19 protein-coding genes are annotated in these 17,255 nt (G+C 43.0%); 16 read left to right on the top strand and 3 right to left on the bottom strand.

Features of this window, described 5'->3' with window-relative positions; translation table 11 throughout:
- Nucleotides 1-120: 120 nt before the first annotated feature.
- Nucleotides 121-255: a DUF1540 domain-containing protein gene (locus tag AC6I5A_RS05900; protein ID WP_497900534.1), complete on the bottom strand. Its 135-nt coding sequence runs from the start codon at nt 253-255 to the stop codon at nt 121-123.
- A gap of 450 nt (nt 256-705) precedes the next feature.
- Between AC6I5A_RS05900 and AC6I5A_RS05905 the strand changes: the two genes are divergently transcribed.
- Nucleotides 706-2,370, top strand: coding sequence for a ribonuclease J (locus AC6I5A_RS05905; RefSeq protein WP_034612942.1), 1,665 nt, complete (start codon nt 706-708; stop codon nt 2,368-2,370).
- Nucleotides 2,371-2,573: 203 nt separating this feature from the next.
- Here AC6I5A_RS05905 and AC6I5A_RS05910 read toward each other — a convergent pair whose 3' ends face one another.
- A complete protein-coding gene (locus AC6I5A_RS05910) occupies nt 2,574-3,455 on the bottom strand; it encodes a fumarylacetoacetate hydrolase family protein (protein WP_034612945.1) in 882 nt (293 codons plus the stop codon).
- A 431-nt stretch (nt 3,456-3,886) separates the two neighbouring features.
- On the opposite strand from AC6I5A_RS05910, the gene AC6I5A_RS05915 reads away from it, so the two are divergent.
- From AC6I5A_RS05915 to AC6I5A_RS05935, 5 genes are all read left to right on the top strand, one after another.
- Nucleotides 3,887-4,639, top strand: coding sequence for a YebC/PmpR family DNA-binding transcriptional regulator (locus AC6I5A_RS05915; RefSeq protein ID WP_034612948.1), 753 nt, complete (start codon nt 3,887-3,889; stop codon nt 4,637-4,639).
- 87 nt (nt 4,640-4,726) lie between these two features.
- Nucleotides 4,727-5,095, top strand: coding sequence for a hypothetical protein (locus AC6I5A_RS05920; protein ID WP_034612950.1), 369 nt, complete (start codon nt 4,727-4,729; stop codon nt 5,093-5,095).
- A gap of 70 nt (nt 5,096-5,165) precedes the next feature.
- Entirely contained in the window at nt 5,166-5,663 is a 498-nt protein-coding gene (gene ruvC, locus AC6I5A_RS05925; protein ID WP_034612953.1) for a crossover junction endodeoxyribonuclease RuvC, read from the top strand.
- On the top strand, nt 5,660-6,256 hold the full coding sequence (ruvA, locus tag AC6I5A_RS05930; protein WP_034612955.1) for a Holliday junction branch migration protein RuvA: 597 nt from the start codon (nt 5,660-5,662) through the stop codon (nt 6,254-6,256). Before ruvC ends, ruvA begins: the two co-directional genes overlap by 4 nt.
- 92 nt (nt 6,257-6,348) lie before the next feature.
- Nucleotides 6,349-7,542 carry an MFS transporter gene (locus tag AC6I5A_RS05935; protein WP_034612957.1) on the top strand — a complete coding sequence of 398 codons (1,194 nt, stop codon included), beginning with the start codon at nt 6,349-6,351 and terminating at the stop codon, nt 7,540-7,542.
- A 79-nt stretch (nt 7,543-7,621) separates the two neighbouring features.
- Here the strand turns inward: AC6I5A_RS05935 and AC6I5A_RS05940 are convergent, their stop codons facing one another.
- The gene (locus AC6I5A_RS05940; RefSeq protein ID WP_034612959.1) at nt 7,622-8,914 is read right to left on the bottom strand and encodes an ArsB/NhaD family transporter; all 1,293 of its coding nucleotides are present in this window, start codon (nt 8,912-8,914) and stop codon (nt 7,622-7,624) included.
- A 703-nt stretch (nt 8,915-9,617) separates the two neighbouring features.
- Here AC6I5A_RS05940 and selD point away from each other — a divergent pair.
- The 10 genes from selD to AC6I5A_RS05990 form a co-directional block, all read left to right on the top strand.
- The gene (gene selD, locus AC6I5A_RS05945) at nt 9,618-10,640 is read left to right on the top strand and encodes a selenide, water dikinase SelD (RefSeq protein ID WP_034612961.1); all 1,023 of its coding nucleotides are present in this window, start codon (nt 9,618-9,620) and stop codon (nt 10,638-10,640) included.
- A 28-nt stretch (nt 10,641-10,668) separates the two neighbouring features.
- A complete protein-coding gene (gene yedF / locus AC6I5A_RS05950) occupies nt 10,669-11,289 on the top strand; it encodes a sulfurtransferase-like selenium metabolism protein YedF (RefSeq protein ID WP_034612964.1) in 621 nt (206 codons plus the stop codon).
- A 34-nt stretch (nt 11,290-11,323) separates the two neighbouring features.
- The gene (locus AC6I5A_RS05955) at nt 11,324-12,466 is read left to right on the top strand and encodes an aminotransferase class V-fold PLP-dependent enzyme (protein WP_034612967.1); all 1,143 of its coding nucleotides are present in this window, start codon (nt 11,324-11,326) and stop codon (nt 12,464-12,466) included.
- Nucleotides 12,463-12,699, top strand: coding sequence for a putative Se/S carrier protein (locus AC6I5A_RS05960; protein ID WP_034612969.1), 237 nt, complete (start codon nt 12,463-12,465; stop codon nt 12,697-12,699). The genes AC6I5A_RS05955 and AC6I5A_RS05960 overlap by 4 nt, the downstream gene beginning before the upstream one ends.
- 415 nt (nt 12,700-13,114) lie before the next feature.
- The gene (locus AC6I5A_RS05965; protein WP_497900535.1) at nt 13,115-13,381 is read left to right on the top strand and encodes a DUF5320 domain-containing protein; all 267 of its coding nucleotides are present in this window, start codon (nt 13,115-13,117) and stop codon (nt 13,379-13,381) included.
- Nucleotides 13,382-13,502: 121 nt separating this feature from the next.
- The gene (locus tag AC6I5A_RS05970; protein WP_034612972.1) at nt 13,503-13,886 is read left to right on the top strand and encodes a DUF134 domain-containing protein; all 384 of its coding nucleotides are present in this window, start codon (nt 13,503-13,505) and stop codon (nt 13,884-13,886) included.
- A 72-nt stretch (nt 13,887-13,958) separates the two neighbouring features.
- The gene (locus AC6I5A_RS05975; protein WP_034612975.1) at nt 13,959-14,327 is read left to right on the top strand and encodes a NifB/NifX family molybdenum-iron cluster-binding protein; all 369 of its coding nucleotides are present in this window, start codon (nt 13,959-13,961) and stop codon (nt 14,325-14,327) included.
- Between the two features lies 1 nt (nt 14,328).
- Nucleotides 14,329-15,186, top strand: coding sequence for a nucleotide-binding protein (locus AC6I5A_RS05980; RefSeq protein ID WP_034612978.1), 858 nt, complete (start codon nt 14,329-14,331; stop codon nt 15,184-15,186).
- Nucleotides 15,164-16,024 carry an ATP-binding protein gene (locus AC6I5A_RS05985; protein WP_034612981.1) on the top strand — a complete coding sequence of 287 codons (861 nt, stop codon included), beginning with the start codon at nt 15,164-15,166 and terminating at the stop codon, nt 16,022-16,024. Before AC6I5A_RS05980 ends, AC6I5A_RS05985 begins: the two co-directional genes overlap by 23 nt.
- 27 nt (nt 16,025-16,051) lie before the next feature.
- Nucleotides 16,052-17,255, top strand: a 1,204-nt coding sequence (locus AC6I5A_RS05990) for an iron-sulfur cluster carrier protein MrpORP (RefSeq protein WP_052167925.1), incomplete at its 3' end; no start/stop codon positions are given.

Below are 17,255 nucleotides of genomic sequence, written 5' to 3' on the forward strand. Positions count from 1 at the left end.
ATGCAGAGGTTCATTATCGCTATGGATCTATGCCTCTATATAAATTAAAGTCATCACTCGATGGGTGATGACTTTATCGATGACCTTATACTAAATCAATGATTAATAATCCAGAATTATTTATTTCCGGGGTTCGTAAAAAGCACACTCTGCCTCCCGGTTCATTAAGCTGGAAGTAACACTTAGTGTCTTAAGCTGACAGTGACCATCCTCATTATGAGTACATTGGTTTGCGGAACAAACAACATTGGTCATAATTTTAACCACCTTTCTTGAAAATATTAATATTATAGTGTCCGTTACCCTAAATTATATACTTTATCAATTTGGGTTAGTTTAGTAAATAATCGATGGAACTTGCCAGTCAGCGGTTTGCACGCTATAATAGAGTATCTATAATTGTGCGGCTAGTTTCATAATAGGATACTTTTCGAAATACTGACGAATACGTGGCATCTTTGTGTTCGTTATTGGAATTTCGCGTCTTTTTGTCGCCTTTATCAAGTTTTCAAGACCCCCACTTCTATAAGTGGGGGTGGGTTCTTCGTAACTTCAGGTGGGGTAGAGTCCCTATCTGAAGCCTCGCTGTTCAGCTTTAGCGTAAGCGAGTTCACTTCGGCTTCGAAAGAAACTCACGGTGGTCCCCCCTGGCTTTTTAAACATAATGCATGCAAGAGTTAAAATAAATACAGGAGGTAGATTTGTTTGCCGAAAGAGCATAAACTACAAATTATTCCCTTGGGCGGACTTGGAGAAATCGGAAAGAATATGACAGTGATCCGCTATGATAATCAGATGGTGCTTGTTGATGCAGGGTTAGCGTTTCCGGACGAAGATATGCCCGGGATCGATATTGTAATACCGGACTACTCTTATTTAATTGAAAACAAAGAAATGCTCCTTGGCATATTGCTAACGCACGGACATGAAGATCATATCGGCGCATTGCCTTACTTGTTGAGAGATTTAGATGTACCCATTTTTAGTACGCGATTGACCTTGGGTATTATTCAGTCCAAGATGAAAGAAAACAACTTAAATAGTATTAAGGCTACGGTTGTTCAACCGCGTGATGTTATTAAGCTTGGGGTTTTCCGAATTGAATTTATTCGGGTTAACCACAGTATTCCGGATACAGTATCAATTGCCATTCATTCGCCTTTAGGGACTATTGTCATTACAGGGGATTTTAAACTAGATCATACACCAGTATCTGGGGAGATACTTGACATACAAAGATTTTCCGAACTGGGTGACAAAGGGGTTTTATGCTTATTATCCGACAGTACAAATGTGGAAAGAACCGGGTTTACTCCGTCTGAGAGGCTAGTCGGACAAATGATTGATGAAGCTTTTTGTGAGGCAAAGGATCGTATAATTCTTGCTAGTTTTGCTTCAAATGTTTATCGACTCCAACAGGCTATAACCTCTGCGGTTAAGACAAACCGCAAGGTGGCGGTTGTGGGACGAAGCATGGTCAATATTGTTGGAATTGCCGAAGAGCTGGGGTATTTGGATATTCCGGAGGGAACCCTTATTGATATCGATGAGATCGTCAGCTTACCTGGAAATCAAGTTTGTATTTTAACTACGGGGAGTCAGGGTGAGCCAATGTCTGCACTAACCCGCATGGCAAGCAATGACCACCGTCATGTTGCGATTAAACCTGGTGACACTGTGATCATTTCAGCAAGTCCAATTTCAGGTAATGAAAAGTCGGTGGCTAAAACAGTGGACCAATTATTTAAGCTGGGTGCCAATGTTATCTATGAATCATCGGATGGCATGCACGTATCAGGTCATGCCAGCCAGGAAGAACAAAAATTAATGCTAAGCATGATCCGACCACAATATTTTATGCCGGTTCACGGAGAGTATCGCATGTTGATCAAACATGCTCAATTAGCTGAAGAACTCGGGATTCCCCGGGAGAATATTTTTATTACGGAAAATGGGGGGGTCGTTGAGTTCACTCGCCACGGTGCATTTATGGGTGGCAAGGTTACGGCTGGAAAAGTTTTAATTGACGGTTTAGGTGTTGGAGATGTCGGGAACATTGTATTACGGGATCGAAAACAGCTTTCTCAAGACGGTATTCTGATCGTAGTTATGACTATAAGCCGTTCAAGCGGGGCGATTGTTTCGGGACCTGATGTAGTAACGCGTGGGTTTGTTTATGTCCGTGAGTCAGAGGCTATGTTAGACGAGGCTAAACAAAAAGCTAGGCAGACGATGGCACGTTGTCGAGAGAATAGGGTTACGGAATGGGCTATGTTAAAAAACCAAATTCGAGATGCCTTGAGTAAACAATTTTACGAAAAGACTCGTCGCCGTCCTATGATTTTACCAATTATCCAAGAAGTAGAATAGTGTAGCTCAAAAGTATACTTAAAAAACGTTCCGATTTATTGGAACGTTTTTTAACGTATCTAAAAGTATAGCTGAAGCCGTCGGACTCCTTTGGCCTATCAGATTATATTTTCTTTCTTCTTTTGTTAATGGCATGGGGTATCCCTCCTCGCCACTATATTATACCAAATATTTGAATAAAGTTCTTTCCATAGATAATAAAGCTACAAAACTTTGTTTTTCAGGAAGCCAATGTTTTCAATGTAGCATTTAACTTCGTCGCCGACCTTCAAAAATTTTGGCGGGGTAAATCCCATACCTACACCGGCAGGAGTTCCGGTAGCAATCACATCGCCGGGTTTTAAAGTGATACCCTTCGAAAAATCACTTATTATGTAAGGTATATCAAATATGAATTCTTTTGTGTTGGAATCCTGTCGCAGTTCACCATTGACATAGGACCTGATAGCTAATTGAACTGGATATTTAAATTCCTCCTTGGTAACTATCCAAGGCCCCATAGGACATGAACCATCAAAACTTTTTCCTCTGAACCATTGAGAGTGCTTTTTTTGAGCATTTCTAACCGATACATCATTTAAAATAGTGTAGCCAAATATGTGCTCGTCAACCTTATTTTCAGGAATGTTTGTACCTTCTTTGCCGATAATTATGGCAAGCTCTACTTCATAGTCAAGGCTGTCAGTAAAATTGTTATGAGCTGGGATAACGCCGTCAGGGCCTATACACTTGTCAACAAGCTTTGAAAAGTATATGGGGAATTTAGGAATATCAGGTTCACCGTCTTTACCGTCAATTGCTTTTGCTACTTCTTTGATGTGATCTCTGTAGTTTTTCCCCAGGCATATAATTCCTCTTGGAGGGTTTGGGATAGGCGATTCTAAAACTACTTTACTTAATGGTATCTTAATTTTTTTATTCTGTATCCTGTTTATTTTATCTGCCAGTTCTTTGCTAAAGTTCTTAATAAGATCTATCATTATGAAATCAGGAAACAGTTCATCCAAAGAAGTCAATGATTTTTCATCTTTAAAAATTACTCCTATTTTTTCAATTCCTTTAGAGTTGAATGTAACAAAACGCATTTTAAACCTCCATTTTAAAATCACATATTTTCTTAAATATATATTAACATATTTGTAAACATCGAATTTCACTCAAAATTCATATTTATTATACATTGAGGCACATTACATCTCCAAGTTAGTTTATGTTGGGCTTATTAGCTTATGTTCATACTGTAAGACGACATACCTATGCCTATGCAGCTCTTTTCAGCACAATATGGGAAAACATAAAAAACATAAAAAACATAAAAACATAATAACGATAAAGCAATGCCGGGGATTGCTTTATCGTTTTCTTTTAGGCAAGAAAAATCTGCTGAGGAAATATCATATTCCATGTTCGTGGTTCGAGGTTCGAATATCGAATGTTTCCTAATATATTGCTTTACAAGGGAATTTGCCCTATGCTAAACTAATTTAAAGTGGATTAGCATAAGGAGGACTGTGTCATGTCAGGACATTCCAAGTGGGCAAACATTAAACATAAAAAAGGCAAGGCAGATGCCTATAAAGGGAAAATGTTTACCAAACTGGGTCGTGAACTGGTGGTTGCCTCCCGTGCCAGTGGGGGAGACATTAACGACTTCCGCTTAAAGATCGCCATTGAAAACGCCAAAGCTGAAAATGTACCCAATGAGAACATCCAACGTGCTATTCAAAAAGGGATCGGCGGAGCGGAAGGAGCAGTTTATGATGAGCTTCGCTATGAAGGGTATGGCCCCGGAGGGGTTGCCATCATGATTGATATTTTAACGGATAACCGCAACCGTACTGCTGGTGAAATTCGCCATATCTTTGCTAAAAATGGTGGCAATATGGGGGAGACGGGTAGTGTAGGGTGGATGTTTGAAGAAAAAGGGCAATTGAGGATTATGCGCGAGGGGCTTAAGTTATCCGAGGATGATTTAATGATGCTGGCCTTAGACGCGGGGGCTGATGACTTTGAAATAGATGAGAGAGGGTATGTTGTATTTACTGCTCCTGAAGCTTTGGAGGGTGTACGTCAGGCTCTGCTGGATCAAAAGATCTCGGTTGTAGAAGCTGTGCTCAGCCCGATTCCGCAAAATACCATCGAGATAACTGACGCAGAGCTGGCGCGGAAGCTTGTCCGTTTGATGGATACTTTAGAAGACCATGATGATTCCCAAGGGGTGTATTCTAATTTTGAATTGACAGACGCTTTGGCAAACGAAGATTTTTAAGAAAACTAAATTCCAAACAGCATAACGATTAATTTATACCCTCCTGGCAAGACTAGATCTAAAGAAAAGGTCAGGAGGGTTTTAATTATGCACAGGTATATGGTAATTAGTCTGGTTCTAATAATCGGATTGGGAATTGGCAGCATTGTCCCAGCAGCAACGTCTTGGTGGTACGATATACATCATGCCGGTAGTGCTTTGAGTTCTATCAATGCAGAAACAGCGTCAACGAATGATGACTCGGCTATTGTTACCTATCATTTTGGGCTTGAGCAAGGGATTCTATCTGTAATCGAAGGAACCCCGGGAGCTGGCGGCAGAGTCGTTGTCACAGGATTAAATGTTCAGGCTTGGCCAAAGGAGATGTTGGATATCGTTCCCAAGGTCGAGTTTTATTCCCTGGATGAAGTTCAGTCATTTATTGATACTGTAAACGAACCTCTGTGGCAGGAGTAGAAAGGTATTTAGAAGAAAGGGAATCGCCCGTCTTCTGTCGAAATCTATCGTGTTGAAAGGAAGACGAGTGATGATTATTTTGGGGATTGACCCTGGAACGGCGATTATGGGGTATGGTTTAATTGAAAAAAAAGGGAATCACTTACGTGCGCTCGCTTATTCATGCTGGCGTACACCGGCTCACACGCCAATAGCGGAGCGTTTGTTGATATTATATGAACAAATTGTACCGTTTCTTCAGGAACACCCTCCGGATCACATGGCTGTAGAAGAGCTTTTCTTTAACCGCAATACCACGACTGCTCTGGCTGTCGGGCAAGCTCGGGGTGTAGTCTTGCTGGCTGGCGCCCAACATGGCATTCCTGTTTATGAATATACACCGTTGCAGGTTAAACAAGCGGTTGTGGGATATGGAAAGGCAGAGAAACAACAAGTTCAGCAAATGGTTAAAGGGTTATTAAGGCTGGATGAGATTCCCAAACCGGATGATACGGCGGACGCTTTAGCCGTTGCGATCTGTCATGCTCATAGCTATGCTTTAGACCGGAGAATGGAGGAATTCCGATGATCGGAATGTTGCGAGGTAAGGTGTGGGAAATCCAAGCAGAGCGTTTGGTGATTGATGTAAACGGGACTGGATACTTACTTACAGTGCCTTATGGACTCTTGGCTCAGTCTTGTCCTGGGCAAGAACTTATCGTGTACACCCATGTGATTATACGCGAAGATGATATATCTCTTTATGGATTTTCCTCCTTAGAAGAAAAACAACTCTTTCTGGAAATGTTGAGTGTATCAGGCATTGGCCCTAAAGCAGCTATAGCCCTACTTTCAAACTTTGGTGCAATTCAGATTGAAAGTGCAATTTTAAGTGAAAATATTAATTTATTAACCAAAGTGCCAGGCATTGGTAAGAAAACAGCCCAACGCCTAATTCTGGAACTAAAAGAAAAATTCAAAGGACACGTTTCTCTTCCAACTGGTGGGGAATCGTTCCCGGTCCCATCTCCCCTTATGCACTCAGAAGCATTACAAACATTACTGGCGCTTGGCTTTGGTTTGGACGAAGCAAGGCAGGCTCTTGGTCAGGTCCTGAAAGATAGTGGGGATTTAACGACAGAAGAGCAGGTCAAAAAGGCCCTGCGAACGCTGGCTGGGTAACCAAAACCCCTCTTTGGAAGGGGGCAGGAAGGTTTGTGCTTTGATTATTTGGTGCTTGTGACCATATCTGCATGGATTGGGGTGATTATTCTATGGGCTATATTCAAAAGGGAACCCTATCCTTTCGTAAAACAAATGTCGCATTATTTTTTGCCGGTTTCAGCACGTTTGCGATCATGTACAGTACACAACCCTTGTTACCGGCGTTCTCCCGGGAGTTTCACATCTCTCCTGCTGTAGCAAGCCTGTCCCTTTCGATGACGACGATTGCCGTGGCGGTCAGCCTCTTATTTTTCGGTTCCCTATCTGAAGTCGAAGGGCGTAAACCTCTCATGATATTTTCTCTAATAGCTTCATCCCTCTTGGCAGTTCTAATTGCTTTTGTCCCTAACTATCATTTTCTCCTATTCTTTCGTATCCTTCAGGGGGTTGTTCTGGCAGGTTTACCCGCTGTGGCGATGGCTTACCTCTCTGAAGAAATTGAACCCGCCAGCTTGGGAATTGCGATGGGAATCTATATCAGCGGGAACTCGGTCGGTGGGATGAGCGGGCGGATTATTATCGGGATGCTCACTGATTATTTCAATTGGCGGGTGGCACTAGGCAGTATTGGAATTTTAAGTTTCTTGGCGAGCTTGCTATTTTGGTACTTACTCCCGGAGTCGAAACACTTTCAACCGCGCCCGTTGGAGATTGGAAAATTACTGAGATCGATGGCTAACCATCTTAGGGATCCTGGGTTGCTTTGTTTATATGGGATTGGCTTCTTTCTCATGGGGAGTTTTGTCACCCTCTTTAACTATATCGGCTATCAATTGCTTGCTCCGCCTTATTTGCTCAGTCAAACGATCGTTGGCTGGATTTTCGTGATCTATTCCGTAGGGACGTTTAGCTCGACTTGGATGGGCCGCTTGGCAGACATTTATGGTCGTCGCCAAATGCTATGGGTCGCTCTGCTCATCATGGCCTCCGGCGCAGGCATTACCTTAAGCACTATATTAGTGCTCAAAATCTTGGGCATAGCAATTTTTACCTTTGGCTCTTTTGGCAGTCATTCGCTTGCCAGCAGTTGGGTTGGACACCGGGCCACGCATGACAAAGCACAAGCTTCGTCTCTCTATCTTCTCTTCTTCTATGCAGGTGCGAGCTTTGGCGGAACAAGTGGCGGTACCCTTTGGTTGTCGTTTGGCTGGGTTGGCGTAATTAGCATGATCTTAGGTTTCTTGTTACTCGCTCTTTTCCTGTCCATTCGCTTAAACTTAATTACGCCAAGTATTAATCGGTAAAACCGGCATCAGAACCATCAGGGGGAAATAATACTGATAATGGGCCTGTCAGTCCATAACACTACGTCATTAATTTTCATCATCTCCAGAAAACCAAGTAGAGGTAGCCTGTGGATATGATTATGGATAACAGCATTAAAGGGAAGCCGACTATTAGAAATTCTTTAAATTTTATCGGCGTACCATTTCTTTCAGCAATGCCGGCAACGATTACATTGGCGGAGGCTCCGATAAGAGAACCATTGCCACCCAGACAGGCCCCTAAAGCCAGCGACCACCAAATTGACTCCATGGGCATTTGGGAAAGCTGGCCTACTTCTTGTAACAATGGAATCATGGTGGCCACAAAGGGAATGTTGTCCACAAAAGCAGAAGCCAGCGCGGATAACCACAAAACCAGGATGCCGGTTAAAGCAACGCTGTCTCCCGTAATTTGCAGCGATATATTAGCAATTAGGCTGATAACCCCATTTACCTGCAGACCTCCCACCAGTATAAAAAGACCTGCAAAAAAGAATATGGTAGGCCATTCTATAGAAAGCAGTGCTTCTTCCGGCTCTTCCCGGGTGATTAGCATGAGTAGTCCCGCACCAAAAAGGGCAATTGTCGCCGACTCCAAGTGTAGGCTCTGGTGGAGTAAAAAACCCAAAATTGTGAGTCCCAGAACCACTAGAGACTTTTTAAGAATTAACCATTCGCGGATACAGTCAATTTCATTGAGTGCCATAAGACGCTCAATCTTATCTTTGTCGGCGGTTAGATCCTTTTTATAAATGAATACCAGGCAAACAATGGTTGTCACCAAGATTATACCGACTGGCAGAGCCAGATTCATAATAAAATCCATAAAACCCAGACCTGTTGCACTGCCAATCATAATGTTGGGAGGATCACCAATCAGTGTTGCTGTTCCACCGATATTAGAAGTAATAATTTCGGTAAAAAGAAAGGGTATAGGTGCTATTTCGAGAAGATCGGTAAGGGCGTAAGTTATCGGTACAACTAAAAGCACGGCGGTAACATTATCTAACAGGGCTGAAGCCACTGCCGTAATAAAACCCAGCGCGACCAGGATGGCAACCGGTTCGCCCTTAACCATTTTGGCGGACTTTATGGCCAGATATTCAAACACACCGCTTTTTCGGGTAATACCAACAATCACCATCATCCCGATTAGTAACAACAGGGTATTAAAGTCAATATGTTCTATAGCTTTTTCCTGGTTAATAACCCCCAGCACAATAACCAAGACCGCACCCATCCAGACGACAATGGTACGATGGATTTTATCAGTAATGATAAATATATAGGTAATTACGAAAATAATAATGGAGAGCCAAAAGCTAATCAATGAATGTTCCTCCCATATCATTTTATCAACGACGCAAACCCGCTTTTATTCACAATACAAATAAATACTAATAGCCAATAAAAAACGGGAAGTCCAATAATAGACTACCCACCCCAGTAAGCCAATTTCTCATGGAAATAACACCTTATTCTGCACTGAGAACTTAAGTATTATTTCCCCCACTTTTCTAGTTTTCACCAGCAAAGCTTTGACCGTTAACAGATATTGATTTGATTAAAGATATCATAAATATTTACGTACTGCAATGACTAGAGCGGCAGGGATAATTTGTTTCCGTTGTTATGCGTTATTCTAATAAACAACTCAATATGTATCGCAGGACTGTGAACGAAGAGGCATTAGTACACTGAAAGCGATAGGCAGGAACGCATAAACATACACGTTCCCCCCTATTATTGTTGGATGATGGTACTGTGGTATCTGTTTTTTCTGGTGTATAATTAATTGTCGATATATAATATAATGAATATATTATATACCCTCAATATTTTAATTTGGCGTTAGAGAATAGGGGGGAATAGCTTGGACTTTGAGATACTTAAGAACACAGATCAAATGACAGGGGTAAACCTCTTAAAATTCAAACTGCTCCCACCTTGCTTTTTATATTGCGGATTGAAAAATTGATGTTGTCATGAGGGGATCAAAGCAAGAGTGAAATATGTGAAAAAAGTTAAAAATAATAGTAAAGGGGGAGTGAAATATGCATGAGGAGATTGTTTTTTGTAAAGGCGGAGGTTGCACCGCTAAACTAGGACCTGGAATATTGGCTTCTGTCCTTGAGAAGTTGCCTAAGGCAGCAGATCCACATTTGCTTGTAGGTTTTGATAGTTCTGATGATGCAGCAGTATACAAATTAACAGATGATTTAGCGGTTGTACAGACCTTGGATTTTTTCCCACCTATGGTAGATGATCCTTACACTTTTGGACAGATTGCAGCGGCCAATGCCCTTTCCGATATCTATGCAATGGGAGGAGAGGTCAAAACGGCACTGAATATTGTGTGTTTTCCGGAGAAGATGGATCTGAATATTTTAGGGGCGATCATGCTGGGAGGAAGTGAAAAAGTCCGAGAAGCAGGAGGAATCCTGGCAGGCGGACATTCCATTGCGGATAGTGATGTGAAGTATGGTCTTTCTGTAACCGGTATCATTCATCCGGATAAAATTTACAAGAACAACGCTTGTCAGGAGGGAGATCAGCTGCTTTTAACAAAACCTTTGGGAGTGGGTATTGTCTGCACTGCCCAGCGGATTGGCGAAAGTTCTCAGGAAGCTATGGATTTGGCCATCCTTTCGATGACCACCCTTAACAAGTATGCAATGGATATTATCAGAAATTACCGTGTACATGCTTGTACTGATGTGACAGGTTTTAGTTTTTTGGGGCATCTTCAGGAGATGATCGGGGATGATTTTGGAGCGGAGATTGATTGTTTGCAAGTACCATATATTCCAGAGGCAGTTCATTATGCAAATAAGTTTTTTCTGACCGCAGCTGCTCAGAGAAATCGTAATCATGTAGGAAATAGGGTGGATTTTAGAAATGTTCCTTACGCTATGGAAGAAATCCTCTTTGATCCACAGACATCAGGAGGACTTTTGGTCAGTTTGCCGCCCAAAGACGCCAAACTTGCTATCAACGAGATTGAGGCTTTGGGATTGCCTTGCGGTATTGTGGGGACAGTAACACGAAAAGATGATAAGAGAATCATCGTAAAATAACCTAATTTATTAGACGAGGGGAATGCGTATGAAAAAAATATTAGACGCTAGAGGAAAAACATGTCCCATCCCTGTTGTCGAGACTAATAAAGTGTTGGCAACACTCCAGGAGGGGGATAGCGTTGAGGTAACCGTAGATAATTTTATTGCTGTACAGAATCTAAGCAAAATGGCTGAACAGAAGCATTTAATAGTCACTTCTGAAAAAATCGATGAGGATAACTATCTGGTAACATTGACAGTGACCGCTGCTTCAAGCAATGAAACAACAAAAGCTGCGGAAGAAACAGTTTGTATCCCTGATAGCCGCTTGGAAAGAACAGTGGTTGTACTTTCGTCAAATAAAATGGGAGAAGGAGATGAAAAATTAGGGCTTACACTCATGAAGGGTTTCATCTATGCTTTGACAGAACAGGATCGGCTGCCGGAGACAGTTCTTCTTTATAATAATGGAGCAAAGTTGTCTGTGCAGGGCTCGGATTCTCTGGCTGATTTGAAGCTTTTGGAATCTCAAGGCGTGGAAATTTTAACTTGCGGAACCTGTTTAAATCATTATGGCTTGACGGAGAAGTTAGGGGTAGGCTCCGTTACAAATATGTACGTTATAGTGGAGAAACAGATACGGGCAACAAAGATTGTCAAGCCTTGAGAAACAATCAAAATATACTGAAAGAGGACTAATTATGATTTACCTGGATCATGCGGCAACTTCTTTTCATAAGCCGCCAGAGGTGGCGGATGCCGTTTATTCTGCTTTACAGGGAACCGGCAACAGCGGACGAGGAGAACATAGTGCATCCCTCGATGCCAGCCGTCTGGTCTATCGTACGAGAAAGGCTCTGTCTCTTTTGTTTAATGTAGAAGATCCATCACGCGTAGTGTTTACCTCCAATGCAACGGAGAGCTTAAATATTGCGATACAAGGCCTTTTTAAGTCTGGCGACCATTGCATTACAACCGCTCTTGAACACAATAGTGTCCTACGACCGCTTTATTTTATGGAGAAGCGTGGTGTTCACCTGACGGTAGTTCCCGCAGATAAAAAAGGATGTATTAATACATCTGATATAGAGGCTGAAGTTCGTGAAGAAACTAAGGCTGTGATTTTAACCCATGCCTCAAACGTCACAGGGAATGTTCTGGACATTGAAACAATCGGTAAAATATGCCATCAATACAATCTTTTATTCATCTTAGATGCTTCTCAGACTGCCGGCTTACTTCCTATCGATATGCAAGAGATTGGGGTATCCGCAATTTGCTGTTCAGGACATAAAAGCCTACTTGGACCGCAGGGTACGGGTGTGCTCTGTCTAGCTGATGGTGTACAGCCGTTTCCTCTTAAGCTAGGCGGTACAGGAGTGGATAGTTACTCGCATACAATGCCGCAGGTTTTGCCTACTGCCCTTGAAGCGGGCACCCTAAATACTCATGGTTTAGCCGGACTTCTTGCAGCTTGCGACTACTTGAAGACATATGGGCAGTTAAGAATCCTCCGGGAAGCCACTCATCTCGCCAATTTGTTTGCAAATGGCATCAAGGATTTGCCTGGAGTGACGTTATATGGTGATATGGAGGCTGCAGTCAGGATACCGGTTGTTGCCCTTAACTTAAGATGTATTGATTCAGGAGAAATAGCAGACGAACTTTTCCAGCGCTTTGGGATTGCTACCAGATCTGGCGCCCACTGCGCTCCAGGAGTTCACAGCACATTTGGAACCGTGGATCAGGGTATGGTGCGTTTTAGCTTTTCACATTTTAATACTAATCATGAAGTAAACGAGGCAATACGCGCCTTGACAATTCTGGAAGAGGAAAGCCGATGAGACAAAAAGAAGTACAATGTGTGGTGACGTTTCAAACTACCACAGAAGCCATGGTTTTTGAAGAAGCTGCCAAAGAGGCAGGTCTAAGCGGTCGTATCATACCGTTACCAAGAGCGATTGCAGCCGGATGTGGTCTGGCATGGAGAGAAAATCCAAAGTGCAGAGCGGCACTTGAAAAGCTGCTTGGCGAACATCATCTCGAATATGATAGAATCTATGAATTAGTGATTTAAGGAGGATAAAGGCGAGGGCAGGGTATCCTGGCCAATTAAGCTGCCCCAAGCGCCCCCGCAATTTGACAATGCTCAGACACCAGGATTCCGGGGGCTCCAACCGGTAGGGCGGAAGCTTCGTGGAGGTGCCTTTCATTTTTAGAATGTTCAACTAAATATAGGATTTCGCCAGATAAAGCCCTATCCCTCTGCTGGATAGGGCTTTATAAATTTCTTAAATCACATTCTCATTAGACCTTCCAAAAGTTTTAGGCATTTTTCGTCGAACGGGGACTTTTTGGTATTGGAAAAAAGTGTATCCCAGGGGGCACCAAATATGTAGTAAAAGAATAAATGCTTTATTGACATATGTTCAAAACCGTATATAATAAGAATTGTAAAGGGCATATGTCAATAACAAAAGGAGGTAGTTAACATGCCAGGAAGAGATGGAACGGGTCCGATGGGACGTGGAGTAATGGATGGAAGAGGTTTTGGAGTTTGCGCCGGAGCAAAAGCTATTCGTGGAGGTGCCGGACAAGGACAAGGACAAGGACAAGGACAAGGACAAGGACGGGGACGAGGACGAGGACAGGGGACTAATTGCAGACGAGGCTTTGGAAGAAATTTGGTAACAGATCTCAAAGGATTAAAAACAGAAAAAGAATTGCTGGAAGAGCAAAAGGAGTTACTTGAAAGCTAGGCTCAATGTTCTTAGCAAGCAATTAGAGAGCCTATAACCAGGCAACAAAAGCAGCAGGGGATGCTCCTGTTACTGGGGAAGCTCCTGTTACTTTTTTTGTGGCAAATGAGGAGAACGAATTATGCCAAGACCAAGAAAATGGAGAAAAGTTTGTTGCTTGCCGGAAAGCAACCGATTTGGACCGCTCAACGTTCCAATTAAGCAAGAGTACTTTGTGATTATGACTGTTGATGAGTATGAAACGATCCGACTGGTTGACTTACAGGGATTTACGCAGGAAGCGTGCGCCGAACAAATGCATATCGCCCGCACAACCGTTCAGCGTATCTATAATGATGCGCGCAAAAAACTTGCAGAATCCTTAGTCAACGGAAAAGTGCTCAAGATCGAGGGCGGAGATTATACACTTTGTGACGGCCTTGAGAAATCATGCGCCTGTGGAGGTTGTCTCAGACATCGCTGCGGCGGAGGTTTTATGGATGAGGCTCAAGGAGTGGAGCCATAAATATTGCTCGATGAGGATGTTACCCAGCGATTAACAATGAGTAAGAAAAATATGAATTTTGGAGGATATTCAATGAAAATTGCAATCCCGGTAGATGATAAATCTATGGAGACTAATGTATGCATGTCCTTTGGACGTACACCCTATTTCCTTATTTACGATACTGAAACAAGGGAGAATATCTTTTTAGATAATAGTGCGGCAGCCAGCCAGGGTGGTGCAGGGATCAAAGCGGCGCAGACAGTTGTAGATAACCAAGTGAGAGCCTTGCTTACCCCCAGATGCGGGGAAAATGCGGCGGAGGTAATTAAAGCGGCGGATATTAAAATATACAAGACAGTCAATGATTCGATACAGGATAATATCGATGCCTTTAATGAAGGGAAACTATCCTTGCTAGAAGACATTCATGCCGGTTTTCACGGCCGTGGAGGGAAATAGCTTGAAGATAGCTGTGCTAAGCGGGAAGGGCGGTACAGGTAAAACGCTTGTATCTGTAAATCTGGCTGCTGCAGCAAAAGAGGCTGTTTATATTGATTGTGATGTCGAAGAGCCGAATGGGTATCTTTTTTTCAAGCCGGAGGATATTGAGTCGGAAAAAATCTCGATTAAGATTCCTGTGGCGGATGAAAAGCTTTGTACCGGCTGCCGCAAGTGTGTTGATTTTTGTAAATTTAATGCTTTAGCCCATATTAATAATAAATTAAGAGTTTTTGATGAGGTTTGCCATTCCTGTGGCGGATGTGTACTGCTTTGCCCGGAGAAAGTCATATCTGAAAGAGAAAAAGTCATTGGAGAAGTTCAGAAAGGTGTTTCAGAAAATGTGACTGTATTTACGGGAATTATGAATACCGGCGAAGCTTCGGGAATCCCCATTGTCAAGAAGCTTCTCATCGACAGAAATGAAGGAAAAGACTTCACCTTTATTGATTGTCCGCCAGGGAGCGACTGCATAGTAATGGAAAGCATCAAGGATGCTGATTATTGCATCCTGGTAGCAGAACCCACAATATTTGGCGCCCATAACTTAAGTATGGTTTATGAACTTGTCAGGTTATTTAATAAGCCGCATGGCGTAGTGCTCAATAAGTGCCTGCCAGGAGAAAATCCTTCAGAAAAATTTTGTATAGAAAAAGGCATCAGGATTTTAGGCCGGATACCTTATGATAAGGAGCTTGGAACCCTGAATTCAAATGCTTTAATCTCTGTCCGAGAAAATGAAAAGTACTGGGCTATGTTCTTTACCCTGCTTCAAATTGTGACTAAGGAGGTGCAGCATGAAACAGCTATTAATCCTTAGCGGCAAGGGCGGTACGGGAAAAACAACGCTTGCCGGTGCCTTTATTCAGTTATCCAAGGCCAAAGCTTATGCAGACTGTGATGTGGATGCCCCTAATCTGCACTTGCTTCTCAGCCGGTCTTACGCACCAAAACGAACAGATTATTACGGATTGCCCAAAGCAGAGATAGACAAGGATGTCTGCATCCAATGTGATCTATGCCGGCAAAATTGCCGCTTCGAGGCAATCCATGCGGATCCTGAATATAAAGTGAATCACTATTTGTGTGAAGGCTGTGGCGTTTGCGAGGCTGTTTGCCCCGTGCAGGCGGTATTGCTCAAACCGGCTGTAGCAGGGGAATTGATGTTATACGTGAATGATTCGGTGTTTTCCACGGCTCAGCTGAAAATGGGTAGTGGCACCTCCGGGAAGTTGGTAACCGAGGTGAAGAAGGAGATGAAATCAGCGGCTAAAGATGTGAAACTTGCCATCATCGACGGTTCGCCGGGGATAGGATGTCCGGTTATTGCCTCACTCAGCGGGGTTGATATGGTTTTGCTTGTTGCGGAACCTTCGCTATCGGGTATTAGTGACATGGAACGCATTATTCGAACTGCGGAAAGATTTCACACCAAAATTGCCGTATGCATCAACAAATATGATACCAACATGGAAAATACAGAAAGAATTGAGTCGTTTTGTCAAAAACACAAGCTGCCTTTTGCCGGAAGAATCCCTTTTGACCCGGATGCTGTGAAAGCAATCAATAATGCCCAGAGTATTGTGGACATAGATTGTGCAGCAGGGCGGGCAGCCGGAGATGTTTTTGAGAAGACTATTAATATACTCAAGAACTAATATCAAAATCATAAAGGAGAGTAACTAATGAGCGAAAATTGTGATCAAACCTGCAGCACCTGCGATGACGACTGTGCTGAAAGGAAAGAACCGAAAACCGATTTTTCGGCAAAACCCCATGAACTGAGCAACATCAACAAAGTAATCGGTATTGTAAGCGGCAAGGGCGGCGTAGGTAAATCACTGGTAACATCAATGCTTGCTGTAACAATGAGCAGAAGAGGCTATCAGGCTGCTATCTTAGACGCGGATGTGACAGGACCGTCCATACCCAAAGCGTTTGGGATCACAGAGAAAGCAAAGGGCAGTGAGTCCGGATTATATCCCATCAAAAGCAAAATGGGAATCGATATCATGTCAATTAACCTGCTCTTGGCAAATGACACAGATCCTGTACTTTGGAGGGGACCGCTGATTGCCAACGCAGTCAAGCAGTTTTGGACGGATGTAATCTGGGACGCTGTGGACTTTATGTTCATCGACATGCCGCCGGGAACCGGGGACGTTCCCCTTACCGTATTCCAGTCCATCCAAGTTGATGGACTGATCATTGTGACTTCACCGCAAGAGTTGGTTTCCATGATTGTCTCCAAAGCGGTTAAGATGGCGGAAATGATGAACATCCCGATCATCGGTTTGGTTGAAAATATGGCATATTTCCAATGCCCGGACTGCACTAAGGAACATCAAATATTTGGAGACAGCCATATTGACGAAATCGCCCGGAAGCACAACCTTGATATTCTAGCCAGGATGCCGATCGATCCTCAACTTGCAGAAGCCTGTGATCAAGGAATAATTGAGCAGTTTGATGGTATCTGGTTTGAAAAAGTCGCTGACATTTTAGACAAGAAAGAATATCGAAACAAGGGAGGAAAGAAAATGATAATTGCAGTTGCTAGTGAAAATGAAATGGTAACAGAGCATTTTGGACATTGTGTGAACTTCAATATTTTTGAAGCTGAAAACGATCAAATCGTCAAAAGCGTATCTATACCAAATCCAGGGCATAGGCCCGGATTCCTGCCCAACTTCTTGAATGACCTGGGTGTGAATGTCATTATTTCAGGCGGCATGGGCGGCGGCGCAATCGATATTTTCAATGAAAAAGGGATCGAAGTAATAACTGGAGCAAAAGGTCAGGCTAAGACCGCCGCAGAACTGTACTTGCAAGGCAAGCTGCAATCAACGGGAGCTGTTTGCCATGAGCACCGGCACCATGATGAGTGTG

This window comes from Desulfosporosinus sp. Tol-M2 (assembly GCF_059735615.1).